At 44.9% G+C, this 19259-nt stretch carries 15 protein-coding genes; 9 read left to right on the top strand and 6 right to left on the bottom strand.

Annotated elements, in window-relative coordinates:
• Window positions 1-69: 69 nt before the first annotated feature.
• Complete coding sequence (locus BSZ04_RS06050; protein ID WP_010452997.1) at window positions 70-552, bottom strand: DUF3015 family protein; 483 nt, start codon at window positions 550-552, stop codon at window positions 70-72.
• A gap of 309 nt (window positions 553-861) precedes the next feature.
• Here BSZ04_RS06050 and BSZ04_RS06045 point away from each other — a divergent pair, with 309 nt between their 5' ends.
• The 3 genes from BSZ04_RS06045 to BSZ04_RS06035 are packed head-to-tail and all read left to right on the top strand — an operon-like array spanning window position 862 to window position 5931.
• Window positions 862-1518 carry a TetR/AcrR family transcriptional regulator gene (locus BSZ04_RS06045; protein ID WP_088879850.1) on the top strand — a complete coding sequence of 219 codons (657 nt, stop codon included), beginning with the start codon at window positions 862-864 and terminating at the stop codon, window positions 1516-1518.
• On the top strand, window positions 1505-2833 hold the full coding sequence (locus BSZ04_RS06040; protein WP_088879849.1) for an efflux RND transporter periplasmic adaptor subunit: 1329 nt from the start codon (window positions 1505-1507) through the stop codon (window positions 2831-2833). The genes BSZ04_RS06045 and BSZ04_RS06040 overlap by 14 nt, the downstream gene beginning before the upstream one ends.
• A complete protein-coding gene (locus BSZ04_RS06035; protein ID WP_088879848.1) occupies window positions 2830-5931 on the top strand; it encodes an efflux RND transporter permease subunit in 3102 nt (1033 codons plus the stop codon). Before BSZ04_RS06040 ends, BSZ04_RS06035 begins: the two co-directional genes overlap by 4 nt.
• Before the next feature lie 691 nt (window positions 5932-6622).
• On the opposite strand, the gene BSZ04_RS06025 is transcribed toward BSZ04_RS06035, so the two are convergent.
• From BSZ04_RS06025 to BSZ04_RS06015, 3 genes are all read right to left on the bottom strand, one after another.
• Window positions 6623-6889 (bottom strand): hypothetical protein, encoded by a 267-nt coding sequence (locus tag BSZ04_RS06025; RefSeq protein ID WP_010453008.1) that lies wholly within the window; start codon window positions 6887-6889, stop codon window positions 6623-6625.
• 281 nt (window positions 6890-7170) lie between these two features.
• Entirely contained in the window at window positions 7171-10329 is a 3159-nt protein-coding gene (locus BSZ04_RS06020) for an efflux RND transporter permease subunit (protein WP_088879847.1), read from the bottom strand.
• Window positions 10330-10342: 13 nt separating this feature from the next.
• Window positions 10343-11500, bottom strand: a complete 1158-nt coding sequence (locus BSZ04_RS06015; protein WP_045385548.1) for an efflux RND transporter periplasmic adaptor subunit — start codon at window positions 11498-11500, stop codon at window positions 10343-10345.
• Window positions 11501-12085: 585 nt separating this feature from the next.
• Between BSZ04_RS06015 and BSZ04_RS06010 the strand changes: the two genes are divergently transcribed.
• From BSZ04_RS06010 to BSZ04_RS06000, 3 genes are all read left to right on the top strand, one after another.
• On the top strand, window positions 12086-13603 hold the full coding sequence (locus BSZ04_RS06010) for a phospholipase D family protein (protein WP_088879846.1): 1518 nt from the start codon (window positions 12086-12088) through the stop codon (window positions 13601-13603).
• A gap of 117 nt (window positions 13604-13720) precedes the next feature.
• Complete coding sequence (locus BSZ04_RS06005; RefSeq protein WP_088879845.1) at window positions 13721-14308, top strand: class I SAM-dependent methyltransferase; 588 nt, start codon at window positions 13721-13723, stop codon at window positions 14306-14308.
• A gap of 21 nt (window positions 14309-14329) precedes the next feature.
• Complete coding sequence (locus BSZ04_RS06000) at window positions 14330-14893, top strand: GNAT family N-acetyltransferase (RefSeq protein ID WP_088879844.1); 564 nt, start codon at window positions 14330-14332, stop codon at window positions 14891-14893.
• Between the two features lie 54 nt (window positions 14894-14947).
• Here BSZ04_RS06000 and BSZ04_RS05995 read toward each other — a convergent pair whose 3' ends face one another.
• A complete protein-coding gene (locus BSZ04_RS05995; RefSeq protein ID WP_088879843.1) occupies window positions 14948-15421 on the bottom strand; it encodes an ASCH domain-containing protein in 474 nt (157 codons plus the stop codon).
• Window positions 15422-15600: 179 nt separating this feature from the next.
• Between BSZ04_RS05995 and BSZ04_RS05990 the strand changes: the two genes are divergently transcribed.
• Window positions 15601-16449, top strand: coding sequence for a tetratricopeptide repeat protein (locus BSZ04_RS05990; RefSeq protein ID WP_088879842.1), 849 nt, complete (start codon window positions 15601-15603; stop codon window positions 16447-16449).
• A gap of 32 nt (window positions 16450-16481) precedes the next feature.
• On the opposite strand, the gene soxR is transcribed toward BSZ04_RS05990, so the two are convergent.
• The gene (soxR, locus tag BSZ04_RS05985) at window positions 16482-16919 is read right to left on the bottom strand and encodes a redox-sensitive transcriptional activator SoxR (RefSeq protein ID WP_088879841.1); all 438 of its coding nucleotides are present in this window, start codon (window positions 16917-16919) and stop codon (window positions 16482-16484) included.
• Window positions 16920-17012: 93 nt separating this feature from the next.
• On the opposite strand from soxR, the gene BSZ04_RS05980 reads away from it, so the two are divergent.
• Window positions 17013-18236, top strand: coding sequence for an MFS transporter (locus BSZ04_RS05980; RefSeq protein ID WP_088879840.1), 1224 nt, complete (start codon window positions 17013-17015; stop codon window positions 18234-18236).
• A gap of 37 nt (window positions 18237-18273) precedes the next feature.
• Window positions 18274-19158: a LysR family transcriptional regulator gene (locus BSZ04_RS05975; protein ID WP_088879839.1), complete on the top strand. Its 885-nt coding sequence runs from the start codon at window positions 18274-18276 to the stop codon at window positions 19156-19158.
• Window positions 19159-19259: the final 101 nt, after the last annotated feature.

The following is a 19259-nucleotide window of genomic DNA, read 5'->3' as shown; positions in this document are numbered from 1 at the left end:
CTAGTAAACTGCAATTATAAAAAGAAAAGGAGCGCTTTCGTGGCGCTCCTTTAAAAAAGAAAGTAAACGCTATGCAACGTTACATTGATTTGCAAACTGGCTAACTTCTTTCACTACAACGTTGTAGTAGTTTTGCGCTTTCTCAGTTTGAGTAGATCCTACATAGTTTGTATCTTGAATCATTTTGCCGAAATCCTGACGAATTCCATTAACGATTTCTGGGCGTACTGAGTTATCACACTCAAAGATATCTAGCATCGCCATCATATGTTCACCGCTGCCCTGAACTGTATCCTGCTCGATTAGCGGGTAAGTATCATTAATAAATTTTGCTGCAGCCCAAAATGGGCCAGCACAGATTTCAGGCGTAGAAACATGTGAGGTCGTCGCCGTCGTTCCTAAATCCCAAACAATGTTGGTTGTTAGTGCGGGGAATCCTTTCAGAGTTGGGCCAGCTATCCAGTGACCTATACCACAGTCTTTCCAGAGGTTTGAAGCAAGAGAGGGTGTTGCGAATGCGATTAATACAACTGCAAGAAAAATTTTCTTCATATTATCCACTACCGTATGATTATTATAGAAATTTATAAAAAATTTTGAGTGATGAACTCTATTAAATCAATAAGATACAGTCAATTTATTTGTACAACGAATAACATATTCAGTGGCATATGTGACAACAAGCCCCAAATACACTCCTAATTGCAAGTAATCCCATATAGAAAATATCAGTCGTAATGTATCCTTTACTTTCTTAGCAAAAATTAATCACTTGATTAAATACTGATTAATTTTTCGCATGTCGCATGAGAAATCAGCGTCTTATAATTAATCAAATGTTGAATATTTTGAGAGAAGATTGTGACGGAAGCTCATCGCAGGGCGGGAAGACCCACAGACAAAATCGATGCGCGGAAAAAACTCATTTTCCATGCGCGCGAACTCTTCACCATTATGGCTTATGACAAGGTGTCAACTCGCTTAGTCGCACAGAAAGCTGGCGTGAATGTAGCGATGATTCGCTACTACTTCGGCAACAAAGAAGGCTTGTTTGAGACCATGTTGCGCGAAACCCTGTCGCCAATGCAAAAACAGATGCAAGCACTGGTAGCTGACAGCAACGAGCGAAACTTCTTCGATTTAATGCGGACTTACTACCGCGAAATGATCAAAGTGCCACAGTTTCCACGCTTGATTGCCCAAGTCATGCACATGCCCCCCTCCGAGACTCAACGTAAATTACTCGAGAAAGTCTTCGCTGATATCAGCCAGCCAATGCAAGGCGTTCTCTTTGATAAGTTGGTCGAAAGCGGCGTTTTACGAAAAGACGCAGACCCTCAACTTTGTCGCGTCTCTTATATCAGCTTAATGGTATTTCCTTTTATGGCACCACCTGCACTCCTAGCCATTCACGGTATCGAACTCTCAGAAGCCTTCTTGAACCGATTATTCGAACACAACATACAACTGATGAAACATGGATTTTTAGACTCGGGCGACCAATATGAAAATGAATAAAAAATTGCTTTTCTTTCCTGCCCTTGCTGTTGGGGTCGTCATTCTGTTTTTGGCTATTAGCCTTAAGCCTGACTTGCCCGTAAAACCAGCGAGTGATCGTGCAAGATTGGTTGAAACCATCCCGCTAGAACTTAAAGCCATTGCTCCTATCGCTATCGGTTTTGGTAAAATTGCACCGAAAGTCGAGTGGAAAGCGATAGCAGAAGTATCCGGCAAGGTAGTTTACCGCCACCCGCAACTGGAAAAAGGACAAGTGCTGCAAGGAGGAACGGAAATCTTGCGTATCGACCCACTAGATTACGAGTTAAAACTGGTTCAAGCTCAAGCTGACCTCAAGTCTGCACAAACCTCTCTGGCTAAGCTGAACCAAGAAGAAGCGAATCTCAAAAGTACACTAAAAATAGAGGCTAATCGTCTTGTTATCGCCAATAAAGAGTTGGACCGAAAACAAAACCTACGCAAGAAAGGCCTAACTTCCCAATCAGATGTAGACCAACAAGAACAAAGCGCACTCTCTCAACGCAAGGTAGTACTGGATATTGAAAACCAAATCGGATTAATGCCAGATGAAAAGCGCGTCGCTGAAGCCTTAGTAAAGGTTAATGCGTCAAAAGTGGATGAAGCCAAACGCTCGCTCGACAAAACCATCATCACTCTACCTTACGATCTGCGTATTGCTGAGGTAGAAATTGAACAAAACCAAGTGGTCAATCTCCAACAAACCATGGTGACCGGGCATGGTATTGATGTCATGGAAGTTGAGGCTCAACTGTCCATTCATGACATGCAAACCTTGGCAGCTAGCATTGGCGAGTTTGTTCGCGACGAGTCCGGTATTCCACAACCTGATATGAATGCGATTCACGCTAACATTGAACTCAACAGCGGTAATCTTTCTGCAAGCTGGCCTGCTAAAGTTGCACGCATCAGTGAAACCGTCGATCCAAGCCAAGCAACTGCTGGTGTGATTCTAGAGATTGAACAAGACTACCGAGCATTGAACCCAACCTCTGTTCCCCCACTGGTTAACGGCATGTTTGTTCGAGCCTTGATTGAGGGACAAGAAAACCCGAGTTGGGTCATACCGGAGCGTGCGCTTCATGGCGATAAGATTTACCTGATGGGCGATGATAATCGTCTGCAAGTCGTGACGGTTGAAGTGCTATACCGCCGCAATAACCAAGTGGTGATTTATGGTGAACTTGAGCAAGGTCAGAAGCTGATCATCAACGATTTGCTTCCTGCTATTAACGGCATGCTATTGAAAGAGTCACCTGAACAGTCAGAAGCCACTATTGAGGAGTCTGATTCATGATCCGATTCTTCGCCAAGCACCCAACAGCAGCCAATTTGCTGATGCTAACGCTGCTGATATTGGGGATTTCTTCACTTTCCACGATTAAGCGTGAAACCTTTCCTGAGTTTGATCCGCCCTACATCCTAGCTGGTGTGGTATACCCTGGCGCTTCCCCTCAAGAAGTCGAAGAGAGTATCTGTGTCCGAATGGAAGATGCGGTTGATGGCCTTGCTAACATTGAAGAAACTCAGTGTGAAGCAATTGAGGGCTCAGCACGTCTTATCTTAAAACTGAATGAAGAAGCCGACATCGGCCGTATGCTGGTCGACGTTCAAACTCAGATCAACTCGATAAACGATTTCCCACAAGAAATTGAGTCTCCGGTGGTTCAAGAGCTCGACTGGAATGAGCCTGTTGTGGATGTCGCCATCACCGCAGATACCACATGGCCGGAGTTAAAAGCGTATGCTGAACAGCTTAAGCGCACGTTAAAGCTCGACTATGGCGTATCTTTAGTTGACGTTGCTGGCTTCTCAGACCACCAATTCAGAGTAGAGTTAGATACCCAAGCCATTCGCCAACTTGGCTTGAGTGTTGGTGATATTGCTGAGCAGATTGGTCGTCAAAACGTCAAATTACCAAGTGGTAATGTAGAAACGCCAGATAAGAACTTTCTGATCCGCTTTGACGAGCGCCGTGTGACGCCTGAGGAACTTGAGACCATCGTCGTGGGCTCTGGTCCAAATGGCTCGATCATCCGCTTAAGAGACATTGCGACGATTACCGATCGATTTGAATTGGACGAACAAAAAGTCCTCTTCGATGGCCACCCTTCAGCCCTACTAAAAGTCAGCAAAAACAAAGAAGACGATGCACTGCGCATTAAAGAACGTGTTGCTCAATTTGTCGAAGAACAACAAGCCATCGCGCCAGACGGTGTGATGCTACAAATGACCAATGACCTTTCATCCGTGCTTTGGGATCGCCTGACCATGATGGTCAAAAACGGTTGGCAGGGTATCATCTTGGTCTTCGCCACCATGTGGTTGTTCTTTAGTTTTCGCTACTCTTTTTGGGTCGCGGCTGGTTTGCCCGTTGCCTTCTTAGGTGGTTTATTTTTGATGGCACAACTTGGCCTGTCTATCAACATCATGTCTTTGGTCGGGTTACTCATGGCCATCGGTATCATGATGGATGATGCCATCGTTATTGCCGAATCGATCGCCGCTCACCTCGACCGAGGAGAAGAGATCGATGATGCCGTAATTAAAGGCGTGAAAAAGGTACTGCCGGGGGTAATTTCTTCCTTCCTAACCACGGTGTGTATTTTCGGTAGCTTGTTATTCTTGCAAGGTGAAATGGGGGCGGTACTTAAAGCGGTTCCTCAAGTTCTGATCCTCGTATTGAGCTTAAGCTTGGTGGAAGCCTTCTTGATTCTACCTAACCACCTTTCTCACTCCCTGCATAAACAAAAGCAAGAACGAAAGACGCCAAAGTTCAAACAAAAGCTGCTCGCTTCTTTTGAAAATTTCCGCAACACCACATTGGTCAATGCGGTAGATAAAGTAGTTGAATATCGCTATGCCTTTATGGGAGGTGTAATTACCTTGCTTCTTATCTCCGCCGCAACGTTAGTGGGTGGTCTTCTTAAGTTCCAACCCTTCCCTGAATTGGATGGCGATATTGCGGAAGCACGCATTATTCTTCCTCCGGGTTCTTCTCTGTCTCAAACGGAAGCTGTCGTCGATAAGATCGTCGCTTCCGCTCAAAAGCTAGATAAAGAATGGACAGAGAAAGTGGAAGATGGCAATCCATTGGTTCTGCACATCACCAGTCAATTCAACGCTAACGCCGACGCGAATGAATCTGGCCCTCACATTGCCACGGTACGTCTAGATTTACTTGGTGCAGAGAGTCGTAACACACTCATCGATGAATTTATCGATGCATGGCGCGAAGACATTGGTGAACTTGCCGATCCTATCTCACTGGTATTTAAACAACCGACCATGGGCCCGGGTGGACGAGCTATTGAAATTCGAGCGAAGCATGATGATCTGAATGCGCTCAAAGCAGCCTCTATCGACATTCAGCAATACTTGAATGAGTTTGACGGTGTGCATGGCGTGTTGGATGACATGCGTATGGGTAAAGAAGAAGTCTTGGTTAAACTGCGTCCGGGGGCGGAAGCTTATGGGATTAACGGCCAGCTCATCGCCAATCAATTGCGTGCGGCTTTCTTTGGCCAAACCGCAGACGAGATCCAAGTTGGGGTAGAAAACATTTCCATCGAAGTTCGCCTCGATAAAGCACAAGCGGGTGACTTACAGCAATTGGCAAACTTCCCAATTATCTTGTCCGATGGCAGTCAAATTCCACTCGCAACCATTGCGACTTTGGATTTCCAACGTAACTACGTAAGAATCCAGCGCATTGATGGCTTGCGCACTGTGAGCGTATTCGGTGATATCGACAACACAAAAGCCAACTCGACCGCCATCATTCGTCAGTTCCAACAGGATGAAGCGCCAAAGCTTATGCAAAAGTATCCTGGCCTTCGCTTTGATTTTGAAGGCGAAGCCAAAGACACTGCCGAAACTGGCGCATCAATGGGTAAAGGCTTCTTACTTGGTTTGTTTGGCGTGTTTGCGATTCTGAGTTACCAATTCCGCAGCTACCTAGAACCATTCGTGGTGATGCTCGCAATCCCGCTTGCCTTTATTGGCGTAGTGTGGGGACACATTCTGCTTGGCCACTCTTTGAGCATGCCGAGTATGATGGGCTTTGTGTCATTGGCAGGAATTGTGGTGAACGATTCAATTCTGTTGGTTCAGTACATACGCCACCATGTAGATGAAGGGGATAATGTGCATGGCTCAGTAGTCAAAGCAAGTCGAGAGCGTTTTCGCGCCGTATTCCTTACATCGATGACTACTGCAGCTGGTTTGCTCCCATTACTCACCGAAACCAGTTTGCAGGCACAGGTTATCCAACCTCTGGTGATCTCCATCGTGTTTGGTATCTTTGCTTCTACTCTGTTAGTTCTGTTTATGATCCCAGCGGCGTATGCCATTTTGGCCGACTTCGGATTAGTCCATAAGCACGAAGAAATCTAAAACGGCTGATAAGTAAACTTATCAATATGGACAAGAGCGGCTTAGGTCGCTCTTTTTGTTTTCGGCAAATAGCGTTAAAAACAACACAAAGACTTAACAAAAGCATAGTTATTATGTGGAATTAAGTGCAAATATGAACAGTTGAGAATGCAGTATGTCGAGTTTTATATAACCAATTCAAATGATAGACATGGAGTTCATGATGAGTTTTATTATCAAAAGCGGCATTTGGCACAGTAAAAATACACACAAACAACACATTCACAATCTGGACTAACGATAATGAAATCATTGATTGAAGAATTAACATTTTAACAATGATTACAACAATGTTAACTTTATCCCCGTTGGTCGCACTGGTGGTAAGCCTCTCACCAAGCCTATTGTCAGTATGATATGGACGTTCGACCACCTCCAAAATGAATAGACACCAATTTGGTGCCCTTTTTTCGCCCGTGAAGGTATTCTTCGCGGGCTTTTTTCTATCTGCCATATTTTCTCTTAACCTTTACCCCCAGCTTCTAGCTAAACTTCTTCAATTAGCAGGCATAAAAAAGCCAACCCAATTGATAGGTTGGCAAACAGAGCAACAAGGTTGACGCAGACTGCTCACTAGCGCCACACTTGTATCGGATGCACTCTGGTTAATCACTCATCCTTGTGACTAACACGGAATCTTTGTGGTCAGAGGTTATGACTTGGTTGCCCCTGTCTTCTGGCATTTGATCTTTACCAGTTGAGCTTGTTGTTCTTTGATGTGTTTAACAATACGGTCATCGCGTTCATCAATTGCGTCCATGTTCATTTGTTCGATGTCCGCTACTGCCTCATGCTTCATTGTTGTAAATTCTTGACGTAGATCCGCACTCCACTCTTCTTTGTCTAGAGTGTTGGCAGCAGCGATTGGTGATGACATTACAGCAATAAGACCTAGAGTAGATAGAAATACGCTTTGCATAATAAGCTCCTTAAGGATTAGCAGTTCATTGGGTTGCACTTTATACATTGCACATAGGATGCCAACTTTTTAAACCTTAAATATCAACAATTTATGTTTTGGTTAATTTTCCAACCAACTGCTACATGGTGAATTTCACACACACAGTGTTAAATTAACCAAGTAAATCTATGAATATTTAATCATTCACTCAACCTATAGTATAGAGAGTCTATTCCAGTTCGCTTAAGGCATAAAAAAAGCAGCCCGAAGGCTGCTTTAGATTTTCACTTTAGGTGAAACTAGCTTTGCGTACTTTCGTTACCGACAGTATTTGATGACTGTGATTTGAACTTACCAATCAAACGACCAAAGAATCGCTTCACAATGCGGAAGATGTTTTTAATGTCTTCTAACATCAGGTACAAACACGGTACCAAAATCAAGGTAAGGACAGTTGCAAATAGAACGGCAAAACCAAGTGCTACTGCCATAGGGATAACAAAACGAGCCTGCAAACTGGTTTCAAACATGATAGGTAGAACACCTGCGAAGGTGGTAATCGACGTCAGCGTTATCGCTCGAAAACGTGCGCAACCAGCTTCAACGACCGCCTGCTTAATACTCATGCCTTTTTCTCGCACTTGGTTAACGTAATCCGTCATCACCAAGGAATCATTGATAACCACACCCGCTGCCGCTATCAAACCAAACGTCGACATCATGCTGATGTCCATATCCAGCCAGAAGTGTCCCCAAATCGCACCTGTTAAGCTAAACGGAATCACCGACATGACGATAAGCGGCTGGGTGTAACTCTTAAGTGGCACAGCCAGCAAGATATATACGATGATCATGCCTGCAATAAAGAACATGATTTGCTCGTTACGTTGCGCGGCTTGCTCTTCGATATCACCACCCAATTCCGTTTTCACACTTGGGAAGGCTTGCTTCATGTCCGGCAAGATGTTGTCGTCAATTACCTTAACAACTTCTTGAGGTTCAACCAGCTCTTCATCAATAGAACCATAAACGTAAACGGTTTGGTAACCACCTTCTCGGCGAATGCTGCTTACCCCTGGTTGCTCACTAATCTTCACCACATCACCAAGCATGACCTTTTTGCCTGCTGGCGTCGTGATCACTGCATAGCGTAAAGAAGAGAACGCTTCACGCGTCAGTTGCGGGTAACGCACCATAACTTTGATTTCTTCACCGTCACGGATAATACGCTGCGCTTCACCACCATAGAAGCTACCACCCACTTGCTCTGCGATCATGGTGAGATCCAAGCCTAAGTCATAAGCGACAGGAGCAAGGGATAACAACACTTCTTTACTACCAGAATCGATAGACGAGGAGATATCGTACAGACCTTCTTCTTGCTGTAAGCGACCAATCAAGTAGCGACCCGCTTCATTTAGTTCGTTAATGTCCGAACCAAATAGCAGGTAACCAAACTCATCACGGTCACCGCCTCCCGCACTTTGCTCACGGATCTTAAAGCTCTTCATGCCCGGAATCACAGGCATGGCTTCACGCCAACGACGAGCAAGCTCAAAGGTATTGAATGGGCGTAGCTCTTCATCCACGAGTGGCACGAGAATACGACCTTCTGTTCGACTGCGATTGTAGGAAAGTACATCACGAATCATGCCCTGCCCATGTTCATCAATGATCTGATTTTCGATGTCTTGCATTACTCCTTCAATGGTTTTTAACGCATTGATGGTTTGCTCACTCGATACCGTGTCATTCATCTCAATCGTGATCGCTGGGTAATCCGTTGGTACTTTCGGGTTTGGAATCACGCGCACGTAGTTCGAACTCACTAAAGAAGCGCTGATCAATAGTAGGCCACAGAAGAAGGCGAACACCGTCCAGCGCCAATGTGTACAAGCTTTGACAAAGCTACGGTATGGACCATTTACAAAGCCGAAGAAGCGCTTGTTGAAGCCATCACGCCAACCACCTGGCTTGATAGGTGTGAAATTGGTGTGTGCCAAGTGCGCCGGAAGAATCAGCTTAGATTCAATCAGGCTAAAGATAAGACACAGAATTACCACACCCGCAATGCCATAGAAAAATGCACTATCAATACCGCTTGAGAGTAGGAATGGGGCAAATACCGCAATCGTGGTTAACACACCAAAGGTAGCAGGTGTCGCAACGCGCTTAACACCCGTCACAACGTTCTCAACACCACCGCCCTTTTCTTCAATCTCACTGTAGGCACTTTCTCCGGTCACGATGGCGTCATCCACCACGATACCGAGCACCATAATAAAGGCGAATAAGGAAACAATGTTCACTGTGATGCCCAACATTGGCATCATCATCACAGCACCTAAGAAACACACTGGCAGCCCCAGCATTACCCACATTGCCAATCGGAAACGAAGGAACACCGTCAACATGATTGCAACTAGCGCTGCACCTTGAAGCAGGTTTTTCAGCATCATGTCGAGACGACCATTGAGGTAATAGGTCATATCAACCAACACCTTGAGCTGAATGTCGTCAGGTAGGGTTTTGTTCTTCGCTTCGATGTAGTTACGAACCGATTCGGCAACTGGAATGATGTTTTGATCACGCGTGGCTTGAACCGCCATGTAGATTGCGTTTTGGCCCGAGTATTCGAAGTAACGGTCTTCCTCAGTAAAGCCGTCTTTAATCGTTGCTATGTCTTGTAGGAGTACCTTCGCGCCATTCGCCCCAAGCTTGACTGGGATATTGCGGAACTCATCACCATGGTAGTACTGGTTCTCAATACGTACCGCGATCATACCTGCATTGGTTTTTACTTCACCAGCAGAATAGTTCGCAGAATAACGACGAATCGCATTACTCACATCGTTCAACGTCAGGTCATATTTACGCAAAACAAGCGGATCGACTTCAATCGCAATCTCTTCTTCGGGAGCATTCAAGTCCACCAGCATGACGTTTTTCAGTTGCAGTAACTCATCTTCGACTTGCTTGGCAATCGGTTTGAGCTCTTCTAGTGGTCTGTCGCCCACCAAGCCCATCTCTATCACCTCTTGTCGCCATTCAACCTGATAAACGTTGATGGGTTCCATGCCTGCAGGCAGATTAGATAAGGTGTCTACCCGCTGTTTTACATCGTCCAATACACGTTTGATGTCCGCATTCACATCGACTTCAATCGACACGTAAGCGCTACCTCGTGAAGCTCGCGCTACGGTCTTTTTGATCCCAGTAACGTCTTTGATCGACTCTTCCACTTTAACCAGGATACTCTCTTCAATCTCTTGAGGAGACGCACCAGGGTAAGCTGCTCGAATATTGATGTAGTTGACTTCAACGTTTGGAAACATCTGGCGTTGAATGAACATGAAGCTCACGATACCCATCACAATGATGAACACCATCATTAGGTTTGCGGCAACAGAGTTATTCGCAAAATAGGCGATGATGCCTTTTTGTTGATTATCTTCCATGTTTGACTCCTAACTACTGTACGACGGTTTCGGAGTCGTCATTCTTTTTTGCGACTTGAACTGCCATGCCCTGTTGTGGGTACTCAGGCAAAGTCAAAACCAGCTTGTCCGATTGCTCTAGGCCCTCACCGACGAGGAGAAACTCACCTTCTGCACGAAGCACATTAACGGTTCTTGGTTGCAGTTCATTTTCACCGTTCACAACCCAAACTGTGCGATTTTTCACCAACTCTTGAGGAAGGCGGTAAATGTGTTTGAGCTCTTTACCAGTAAAGCTCACTTCAACATACGAACCAAACTTAATTGGTGGCTGATTGTTGTCTAGGCCATATGGGTCTCTAACTTGGATCACCATGTTAATCATGCGCGTCGCACTATCGATCATGCCAAGATCTCGGACGACTTTACCTTCACGAGTGGTAGAGAGAATCCCTTGTTGGGTCACCGTAGCATGTAGCTCTTTCAATGATTCAGGTAAGAACGCACTGTCAAAGCCTGCGATAGGCACATGAATCTCTGCCACTTCGATATTGTTCAACGTTGCAACGCGAGAACCTGAAGAGACAAACTGCCCGACCCCAATTTCACGCTCAACCACTAGCGCATCATAAGGTGCCACTACCTTGCAGTTTTCTAGATCGCGTTTCGCTCGTTTCAACGCAGCTTGAGCAGACTTAACTTGCGCTTGCGCACTAAGTACTTGCGGCTTACGTAGGTAAAGATCGGTCACTTGCTTGTCGCTTAGTTTCTTCGCCTGACGCTTCGCCACTTCCGCTTTTGCCTGCTCTTCAATCAGCGAAGCACGCGCACTCGCTAGTCCCGCTTCAGCTTGTAGAACAGCCGCCTCGTAGTTATCACTCTCTATCGTGAAAAGAACCTCACCACGCTTAACAATACCACCCGTCACGAAGTTTGGATGCCAACTCACCACCTCACCGCTAACTTGAGCAGCTAGGTGTGTCTTTTCAAACGGAACCATTTCGCCATGGCTAGTAATGACAACTTTATGATCGGTAGGAAAGAGTGAAGATATTTGTACTGTCGGTTCACTGATGGTGTCTTTGATTGACTCTTTTTCCGGCGCCGTTGCAGCGATTGCGGCATAACCCGCATAAGAGCCACCAATGACAGCGAAAGGTAAAAGCCAACGTAATACTGGTTTTGCTAACATCGAAAATCCTTTTTATTTTTGTATTCTCCCATTTGTCCCCATTAGGCCTTGCCTTAAAGCCAAGTTAAAAAGCCAATTGCTCAATAACCTTGCTACCTACTCCCCGCGGACAAACAGTGAGGTTTTGCATCTGAAATAGACAACTTTATAAGAGAGCCGTGCTTGCGTTGTTTTTGCAAATATCCATCACAAGTAAACTATCCATGGCAAGTTAATAAAATTAACAAAAAGTTAACCATCTTCGCAAGTTACAGCCTCTCTCGCTCACTCTTTATACGCAATGAGCATGCCAAAGCATTAACCATTAAATATCAACAACTTACTTTGAAAGTGTTATTTTTCACAGTTCAGTGTTGGCAATAACCACCAGATATTAGTGATATTGACCAATTACACCGGAAACATCACCAAAAAACATGATATTGTCCGCCCGAATAATATCGCTTCCAAAATGGCTATCATCCAAACCGGACTCCGTGGTCTATTGAAAAATCTGCGACTTTGCGACAAGCATGCACGTTACTAGTCTTTGAAGCTTGATATATAATCAAAGGGTTGCGTCGTGTATTAACAAGGAAGTGTGTATTGCTACGTTATCTCTCTAAAGCCTTACTTGTCTCTATGCTTGTCCTGATCTCAGCATGTTCGTCGATCCAGCCAAGAGATCCTAGTGAGAAGTCCACCAGCTTTCAGTTTGGCTACCAAGCAGACTCCGCACTGGCTGAATTTTTTGAAAGCTACGATAAAGCTCCTGATTCAGACACTGCTTTCTATCCTCTCAATCAAGGAAATGATGCGCTTTTGGCTCGAATCGCACTAATTGAATCTGCAGAGAAAAGCATAGATCTGCAGTACTATATTTATCGCAGTGACGAGACTAGCCAACTTATCACTTGGCGTTTATATGAAGCCGCTCAGCGTGGTGTCCGAGTTCGTTTATTATTAGATGACATGCAAAAACGTAATGATGCAGGTATGGCGGAGCTGAACGCTCATCCAAACATAGAGATTCGTCTATTCAATCCCCATCATTATCGCGAAGCCCGAGTCTTTGCGTTCGCAAGCGATTTCGGTCGATTAAATCGACGCATGCATAACAAATCTCTAATTTCAGATAGCGTCTCTGCCATAGTGGGTGGCAGAAACATTGGTAATGAGTACTTTTCTTTTGAATCCAATGTAGAGTTTGGGGATTTTGATGTGATGCTATTTGGTGAAGTAGTCATACAAACAGCAGACCAATTTGACCTTTACTGGAATAGCCTTTACGCCGTTCCAATGGAATGGATTGTCCCAAACTCCAACAAAGTCGATGATGACGAAATTCAAACCCAAGTTAAAAAGCTGGGGTTAGAAGCGAAGTTCTCAACCGGTCGGTATAACTTCAAAAAGTTGGATCTATACGAGAAGCTAAAACAGGGTCAACTGAAATTGTATTGGGGTCAAGGTGATGTTTGGTTTGACTTACCCGATAAAATCGAAACTCAAGACAGCCAACTTGTTGCCAATTTAGGTGAGCTATTAGAAAGCGTTGAAGATTCGTTTGTGCTAATTTCCCCTTACTTTGTACCAACAGAATCGGGAACCAAAGCACTTGTCAAAGCAGCGAAGCGCGGCATTGATATCACTATTGTGACAAACAGCTTAGCATCTAACGATGTCTTCGCCGTTCATGGTTGGTATGCAAAATATCGAGAAGATCTCGTCAAAGCAGGCATTAAACTGTGGGAGGTCAAAGCAAGTGCGAACATCAAAAGTAAGTGGAGCTTAACGGGTAGCAGCCGAGCAAGTCTACACGCCAAAGCCATGATGATCGATGGTAAAACCTTATTTGTCGGTTCGATGAACTGGGATCCTCGCTCTGCAGAGCTCAACACCGAAATGGCTGTGGTTATAGAGCAACCAGAGTATGTACAGAAATCTCTAGCACTATTGCCTGAGCAACTCAAAGAAAGTGCTTATCAAATAGCCATTAAAGATGGTGATATCGCATGGCTAGATAAAGAGACTGGCGAAGAATTCAATTCAGAGCCAGAAGCGAGTGTGTGGCGAAAAATGGGCGCTTGGTTTTCGGGAATTCTTCCAATCGAAGACCAACTTTAAGTCACTCACACTATGGTAAATTAAAAGTTCTTTACTCGAAGAAATTGGTTAACCTTTGAAAAATCAAAGCTCTATTCATGGTTGAGTAGCGTTTTTTATAACTAGAAAGGAATCGCAATGTCAGTAACATGGAACGAATACTATCAGAAGGTTGCGAGCCAACCTCACCGACCAAACGTAGAACGAGCCGCCAATCTGCTTACGCTCAACCACAAAATCGCCATTGATGCAGGATGCGGTATCGGTCGAGATTCCAACTATCTTCTCAAACAAGGCTTTACCGTTTACGCGTTTGACACTCATCAAGATGCGGTGGAAACTTGCTTGACGCGTTTCGAAGGCAATCCTAACTTTTCCATATCGCAGTCTTGCTTTAGTGACTTTCATTACCCGAAATGCAGCTTGTTCATTGCCAGTGCCAGCTTGTTCTTTTGCCCTAGCGAACGCTTCGAAAGCGTGTGGCAGAGAATCAACGAAACATTACAGCCGGGTGGTGTATTTTGCGGGGATTTACTGGGGATTCACGATTCTTGGGTTGGCGCAAACACGCATCCAAATATCAGTGCGTTTACTAAGGAAGAAGTCGAAGCATTATTTGAGGATTACGAGATCGTCCACTTTTATGAGAGGGATGAAGATGGCAGCACAGCCGTTGGTAGTACAAAGCATTGGCATATGTTCAGCATCACTGCAATTAAACGTTAGTGCATTATAACAAGGAGCGTTATGTACCATTTTCAAGGTGTCACATTAAGAAGAGCGATTCCGGAAGAAGCAAAGGCACTTTATCAGTTGATCACTGAAGATGAACGATGGGCTGAGTTCAATGGCCCTTACTTTCCATATCAGACACCAACACTAGAGGGCTTTCGCAACAACACCTTACAACGACTGATGAAAGGCGAAGACATGTTGTTGATTGAGTTCGAGGGCAAACCCGTCGGCTCTGTCAGTTGGTATTGGGAATGTGAAAGCACACGTTGGTTAGAAGCAGGCATCGTCATCTACGATTCCGACTACTGGAACAAAGGTCTGGGCTTTTGCGCGCTAGTGCCTTGGATAAGCCACATATTTGATACTCAAGAAATCGAACGAGTCGGGTTAACAACCTGGTCGGGTAATCCAAGAATGATGCGCTGTGCTGAAAAGCTTGGCATGCAGCAAGAAGCTCGCATTCGTAAGGTACGCTATTACCAAAGCGAGTACTACGACTCGATCAAATACGGTGTATTAAGAGAAGAGTGGCAAACTCTTATCCAGCAACTGTATAGTCAAGAACAGTTAGCTTAAGTCATTGTATTTAATGAAAAGGCTTGGCAATGCTCCAAGCCTTTTTTATCAGGTTCATGTCAATTTCGGATAAACCACTTCAAACCGCTCTAGCAGCAATAATCGCTGCTCGTGCCACTCAATGCCTAACTCATCACACTCGGCTTTGAAAAACCGAGTGTGTGCGTCTCGCCACCAAGCCATGGTGCGGTCACCTTCCCCTTCTGCGTGAGCAAAATCCTCACTCACGTCTGCATATCGACAAGTACTAACATCGGTGATTCGAATGATGCACACAGGCTCTCCATCCCAGTTTGTCACAACTTGTAAGTGACCTACTTGCGGCGTTACTTCTCCTTGTTGGCTATACCAAAGTTCCATGCTGCAAGATGCGGTTTTCTGACCAATTCTTACCAACTCAGCACAATTGTTGGCGTTGTACTCATCTGCACAGTAGTAATCCGCACTCACTGACGGGATTGCGTCTTTTTCTTGCTGAGACAGTAATTGAAGGTATTGTTCGAGGTAGGCTTGTGATTTTGCGTCCATATTGCTTGCCATTGGTTTCCAGTGGAGAAAAGAGTATCTATTCACCACAAAAAGAGCAACGCAAAAGCACATCAGAACACTTTATAAAACAATAATTTTTCATGAGTTTTTTGCTAAACCTTACCTCTATTTGCTATGGTTTCAGAGATTCATCCATTCTCGACGCAAAAGGACGTTTTATGCGCTTAATCATCGGCATCTTCTTCGCTGCTCTGCTCTCTTTTCCAACTTTAGCATCAGAAGAAACGTACTCAGAGTCCGACCTTTTAGACCGACCTCTGATGGAGCGTTATATCCTCGATGAGCTGAAGTCACTGCGTCAGGAGCAACAAGATCTAGAACGACGTATGATTGTCGAGATCACGGATCGTGAGTTAACAGTGGCCGACAAATCATTAAACTACGCGAATGTCACCGTCACGTACTTCTTCTACATCATTGCTGGTGTTGCCTCGCTCATCGCTTTTGTAGGTTGGCAATCACTACGAGAATTTAAACACAACACCAAAGAGATGGCAGACAAGCGATTAGAAAAAATAGCCCAAGAGTACGAGAAGAAGTTTTTAGCATTAGAACGCGACTTAAAGCGTAAGACTCGCATCATCAGCGAAAACAATAAAGAAATTGAAAAGATCAACGAAATCCACAACTTATGGTTGCGTGCACAGAGCTCACAAACACCTGAGCAGCGTATCGATATTTACGATGAAATTTTGCTCGTTCGTCCAGGTGATTTAGAAGCGCTAACTTACAAAGCGGATGCAGCCATGGAGATCAAAGAGTATCACTGGGCATTGAGTCTCTGTAACCGCGTACTTGAAGTGGATGACACCAACGGTCCAGCCTTGTATCAACGAGCTTGTGCATACTCTCGTTTAGGGATTGAAGAACAAGCAATTGAGGACTTGGAACGTGCGATTGATACCAGCCCTTCAATCCGTGACTTGTTGGCTGAAGAACAAGATCTCGAGCTGCTTCACGGTCATGAACGATTTGAACGCTTGTTGTATTCTGCCGCAGAGCAATAGTCTCCCTTCAAATAATTCGATGAAGGGGGGGCTCAACCTTCTTCATCTAACGTTAAGTTCGACCCAGCATGATCGTTACCAAGAACGTCTTCTGGGTTTCTTAACGCGCAGGTCTCTAGTGATAAACAGCCGCAACCGATACAACCACCCAAATCGTTTTGTAGCGCTTTAAGCTTTTGAATCTTTTGCTCTAACTGTTTATGCCAATGACTGGCCATGGTTTCCCACTGCTGCTTATTCGGTGCTTGGTGCTTAGGCAGCTCTTCTAGTGCCAATTTGATCTCTTCTAATGATAAACCGACTTGCTGCGCAGCTTTGATCACCGCAACACGGCGAAGCACACTGCGATGATAACGGCGTTGATTACCTTGATTCCGCCAACTTGAAATCAATCCCTTCTGTTCATAAAAGTGCAATGCCGATACCTTCACTCCAGAACGCTTTGCTACCTCGCCTACGCTGATTTCCATTTCTAGCCTCTTTTATCCAATAAAGTGCTTTACCTCAAGTTTGCTTGAGGTTTTAAAGTTACACCACGTTAACAAATTAAGCAGATAAAAACGATGAAAAATAAAACAATTCCCTACTTGGCTGGACGCTTCTTTGATGGCATTTCTTCCGGACTATTTATGATGGCGCTGCCATGGGTTATGTTGGCTGAACCAGACATGGGGACCTTCGTCGCATTGGTCGCTCTCTCTTGTACCGCTATTTCCTTCTTGGCGACCCCTTTCTTTTCCACTTTTATCGACCGCCATTCAAGAAAGCAGCTCCTGGTACTCAATCAATGGCTACAAGCGGGCATGGCATTTATCATTTTTATCGCTTACTGGCTTGAACTTGGTTCACATTGGCTTTTAGCTTTTGCGCAAATGGTTTATTGGGTATCCAGTAATTTCGCATGGACAACCAACAACGCATTCACCCAAGAAAACTACCAACCACATGAATACGCTAAGATTTCAGGTCAGCAAGAAATCATCATGCAATCAACCACTTTAGGCGCTGGGGCGTTGGGTATCATATTGCTAGAGATGTGGGGAATGTTGGAGTTCGCCTTATTTGCTGCCTCAGCCTCTTCCATCGCAGCACTTTTCTACATGGTAACGCCTTACGTACAGCAAATCAGGGAATCCCACTCAATTGCATTCATGACTCAATTGAAAAAGAGCAAACAGATCTTTGCAAGAGAACCGACGTTTTACGCCTTTATTCTGCTATCTTGCTTGTCGTATCCGATCTTAACTTATCTTGGAAAACTGGTACCGATTTGGTTCTCACAACAAGGTATCTCCGGCGATTGGTACGCCGGGTTTAATATCAGCTTTGGATTAGGCTCCCTACTTACTGGGCTTGTTGTCACCAAGATACTGCGTCAGTTTTCTCATACCAACATCATTGTCGTATCGATGAGTGTTTTAGCATTTGCCCTGATTGGTATGAGCTTATCCGCAAGTCCAGTCACCATCCTGATGTTTACGGCACTATTTGGCACCTTTAATGCGCTCAATCGAATAGCAAGAATCAATTGGATGCACCATTCCGTATCTGTACACCAAAGAGGACGAGTGGATGGTGGCATCAGTATGTTTGCAACGACAGTACAATCTCTTAGCTATGTCCTCATTGCAATGCTAAGTCACTATGGCTTAACCCAGTACGGTTTCACGCTCGCGGCTGCCACCGTATTGTTAGCAGTCTTCTTTATGTGGCATTTGCAAGGAAAACTAAACCAACAAGACAACATATATGGGTATAGAGTTAGAGACTGCAATGAAGTAAATTAGGAGCTCTCCTCAATCTCAAACAGCGAAGGAAACCGCAGTGAATTTAAGGCAGTTGGAAGTCTTTTACGCAATCATGCAAACCGGAACTGTTTCTGGTGCCGCACGTCTACTGCATGTCTCGCAACCCAATGTCACTCGGGTACTTGCTCATACGGAACAGCAACTTAGCTTCGCCCTATTTGAGCGCATCAAAGGCCGCTTAGTACCAACCCAAGAAGCCAAAGCTCTGCTTCCAGAAGCAGAGAAAGTCTATCAACAGCTTGGGCAATTTCGCTCTCTCACCAACAAGGTGAAACAAGGCTCTCAGCACTTGAGAGTCGGAGCTCCGCCAGTATTGGCTTCCCAGTTGCTTGTTCCAACGGTTGCGAAACTGTCTAAGCAGCAAGGCATCTCATTTGAACTGTTAACTGCAAACCGTGATGAGCTGTGTTCTGGCTTACTTAAGCACGAGCTCGATGTGGCTATTGCCTTTGGTGAAGAAGCCCCACCCGCGATTTTAAGTGAAGTTTTACTCAAGCAGCAACTTGTCCTGATTGCGCCAAAAGAGGCGCTCAACTCGAATGACGACACGATTTCGTTTGATGATTTGATTCAGCACGAATTGCCGATCATCGGCTTGGACAGTCGTGACCCGCTTGGTTTATTGCTTCATCAAACACTCTCTGCACGTAATGAACATTATCACCATGAGATCACAGTACGCAGTTACGCCGCTGCCGCTGAACTCGTCAAGCACCACTCCGGCTTTGCGATCGTCGATCCATGGACAGCAAAACAATATCAAAATGATACATCAGTAAGCGTGCGCTCACTTTCTCCAGCGCTGTCATTTTCTATCTCTATCATGTTTGCTGAACACACGCCGCAATCCATTTCTACCAAGCTGTTTATAGCGTCGCTAAAGCAGCATGTGAATCAGTAAGTTAGCACTCATGCTCACCTATAACTTCAAGTTATAGGCGTACAACAAATAGGCATTCGGCTTCCCTCTTCAAACTGACTACATTGTCTGAAAACGTATCG

This window comes from Vibrio rotiferianus (assembly GCF_002214395.1).
Lineage (GTDB): Bacteria > Pseudomonadota > Gammaproteobacteria > Enterobacterales > Vibrionaceae > Vibrio > Vibrio rotiferianus.
This window is presented reverse-complemented; position numbering and strand designations above follow the sequence as displayed.

Excerpts from the sequence above, each read along its gene's own strand:
- BSZ04_RS06050 (WP_010452997.1), bottom strand. The coding sequence starts at position 552 with ATGAAGAAAATTTTTCTTGCAGTTGTATTAATCGCATTCGCAACACCC.
- BSZ04_RS06040 (WP_088879849.1), top strand. The coding sequence starts at position 1,505 with ATGAAAATGAATAAAAAATTGCTTTTCTTTCCTGCCCTTGCTGTTGGG.
- BSZ04_RS06035 (WP_088879848.1), top strand. The coding sequence starts at position 2,830 with ATGATCCGATTCTTCGCCAAGCACCCAACAGCAGCCAATTTGCTGATG.
- BSZ04_RS06025 (WP_010453008.1), bottom strand. The coding sequence starts at position 6,889 with ATGCAAAGCGTATTTCTATCTACTCTAGGTCTTATTGCTGTAATGTCA.
- BSZ04_RS06020 (WP_088879847.1), bottom strand. The coding sequence starts at position 10,329 with ATGGAAGATAATCAACAAAAAGGCATCATCGCCTATTTTGCGAATAAC.
- BSZ04_RS06015 (WP_045385548.1), bottom strand. The coding sequence starts at position 11,500 with ATGTTAGCAAAACCAGTATTACGTTGGCTTTTACCTTTCGCTGTCATT.
- BSZ04_RS06005 (WP_088879845.1), top strand. The coding sequence starts at position 13,721 with ATGTCAGTAACATGGAACGAATACTATCAGAAGGTTGCGAGCCAACCT.
- BSZ04_RS06000 (WP_088879844.1), top strand. The coding sequence starts at position 14,330 with ATGTACCATTTTCAAGGTGTCACATTAAGAAGAGCGATTCCGGAAGAA.
- BSZ04_RS05995 (WP_088879843.1), bottom strand. The coding sequence starts at position 15,421 with ATGGACGCAAAATCACAAGCCTACCTCGAACAATACCTTCAATTACTG.
- BSZ04_RS05990 (WP_088879842.1), top strand. The coding sequence starts at position 15,601 with ATGCGCTTAATCATCGGCATCTTCTTCGCTGCTCTGCTCTCTTTTCCA.
- soxR (WP_088879841.1), bottom strand. The coding sequence starts at position 16,919 with ATGGAAATCAGCGTAGGCGAGGTAGCAAAGCGTTCTGGAGTGAAGGTA.
- BSZ04_RS05980 (WP_088879840.1), top strand. The coding sequence starts at position 17,013 with ATGAAAAATAAAACAATTCCCTACTTGGCTGGACGCTTCTTTGATGGC.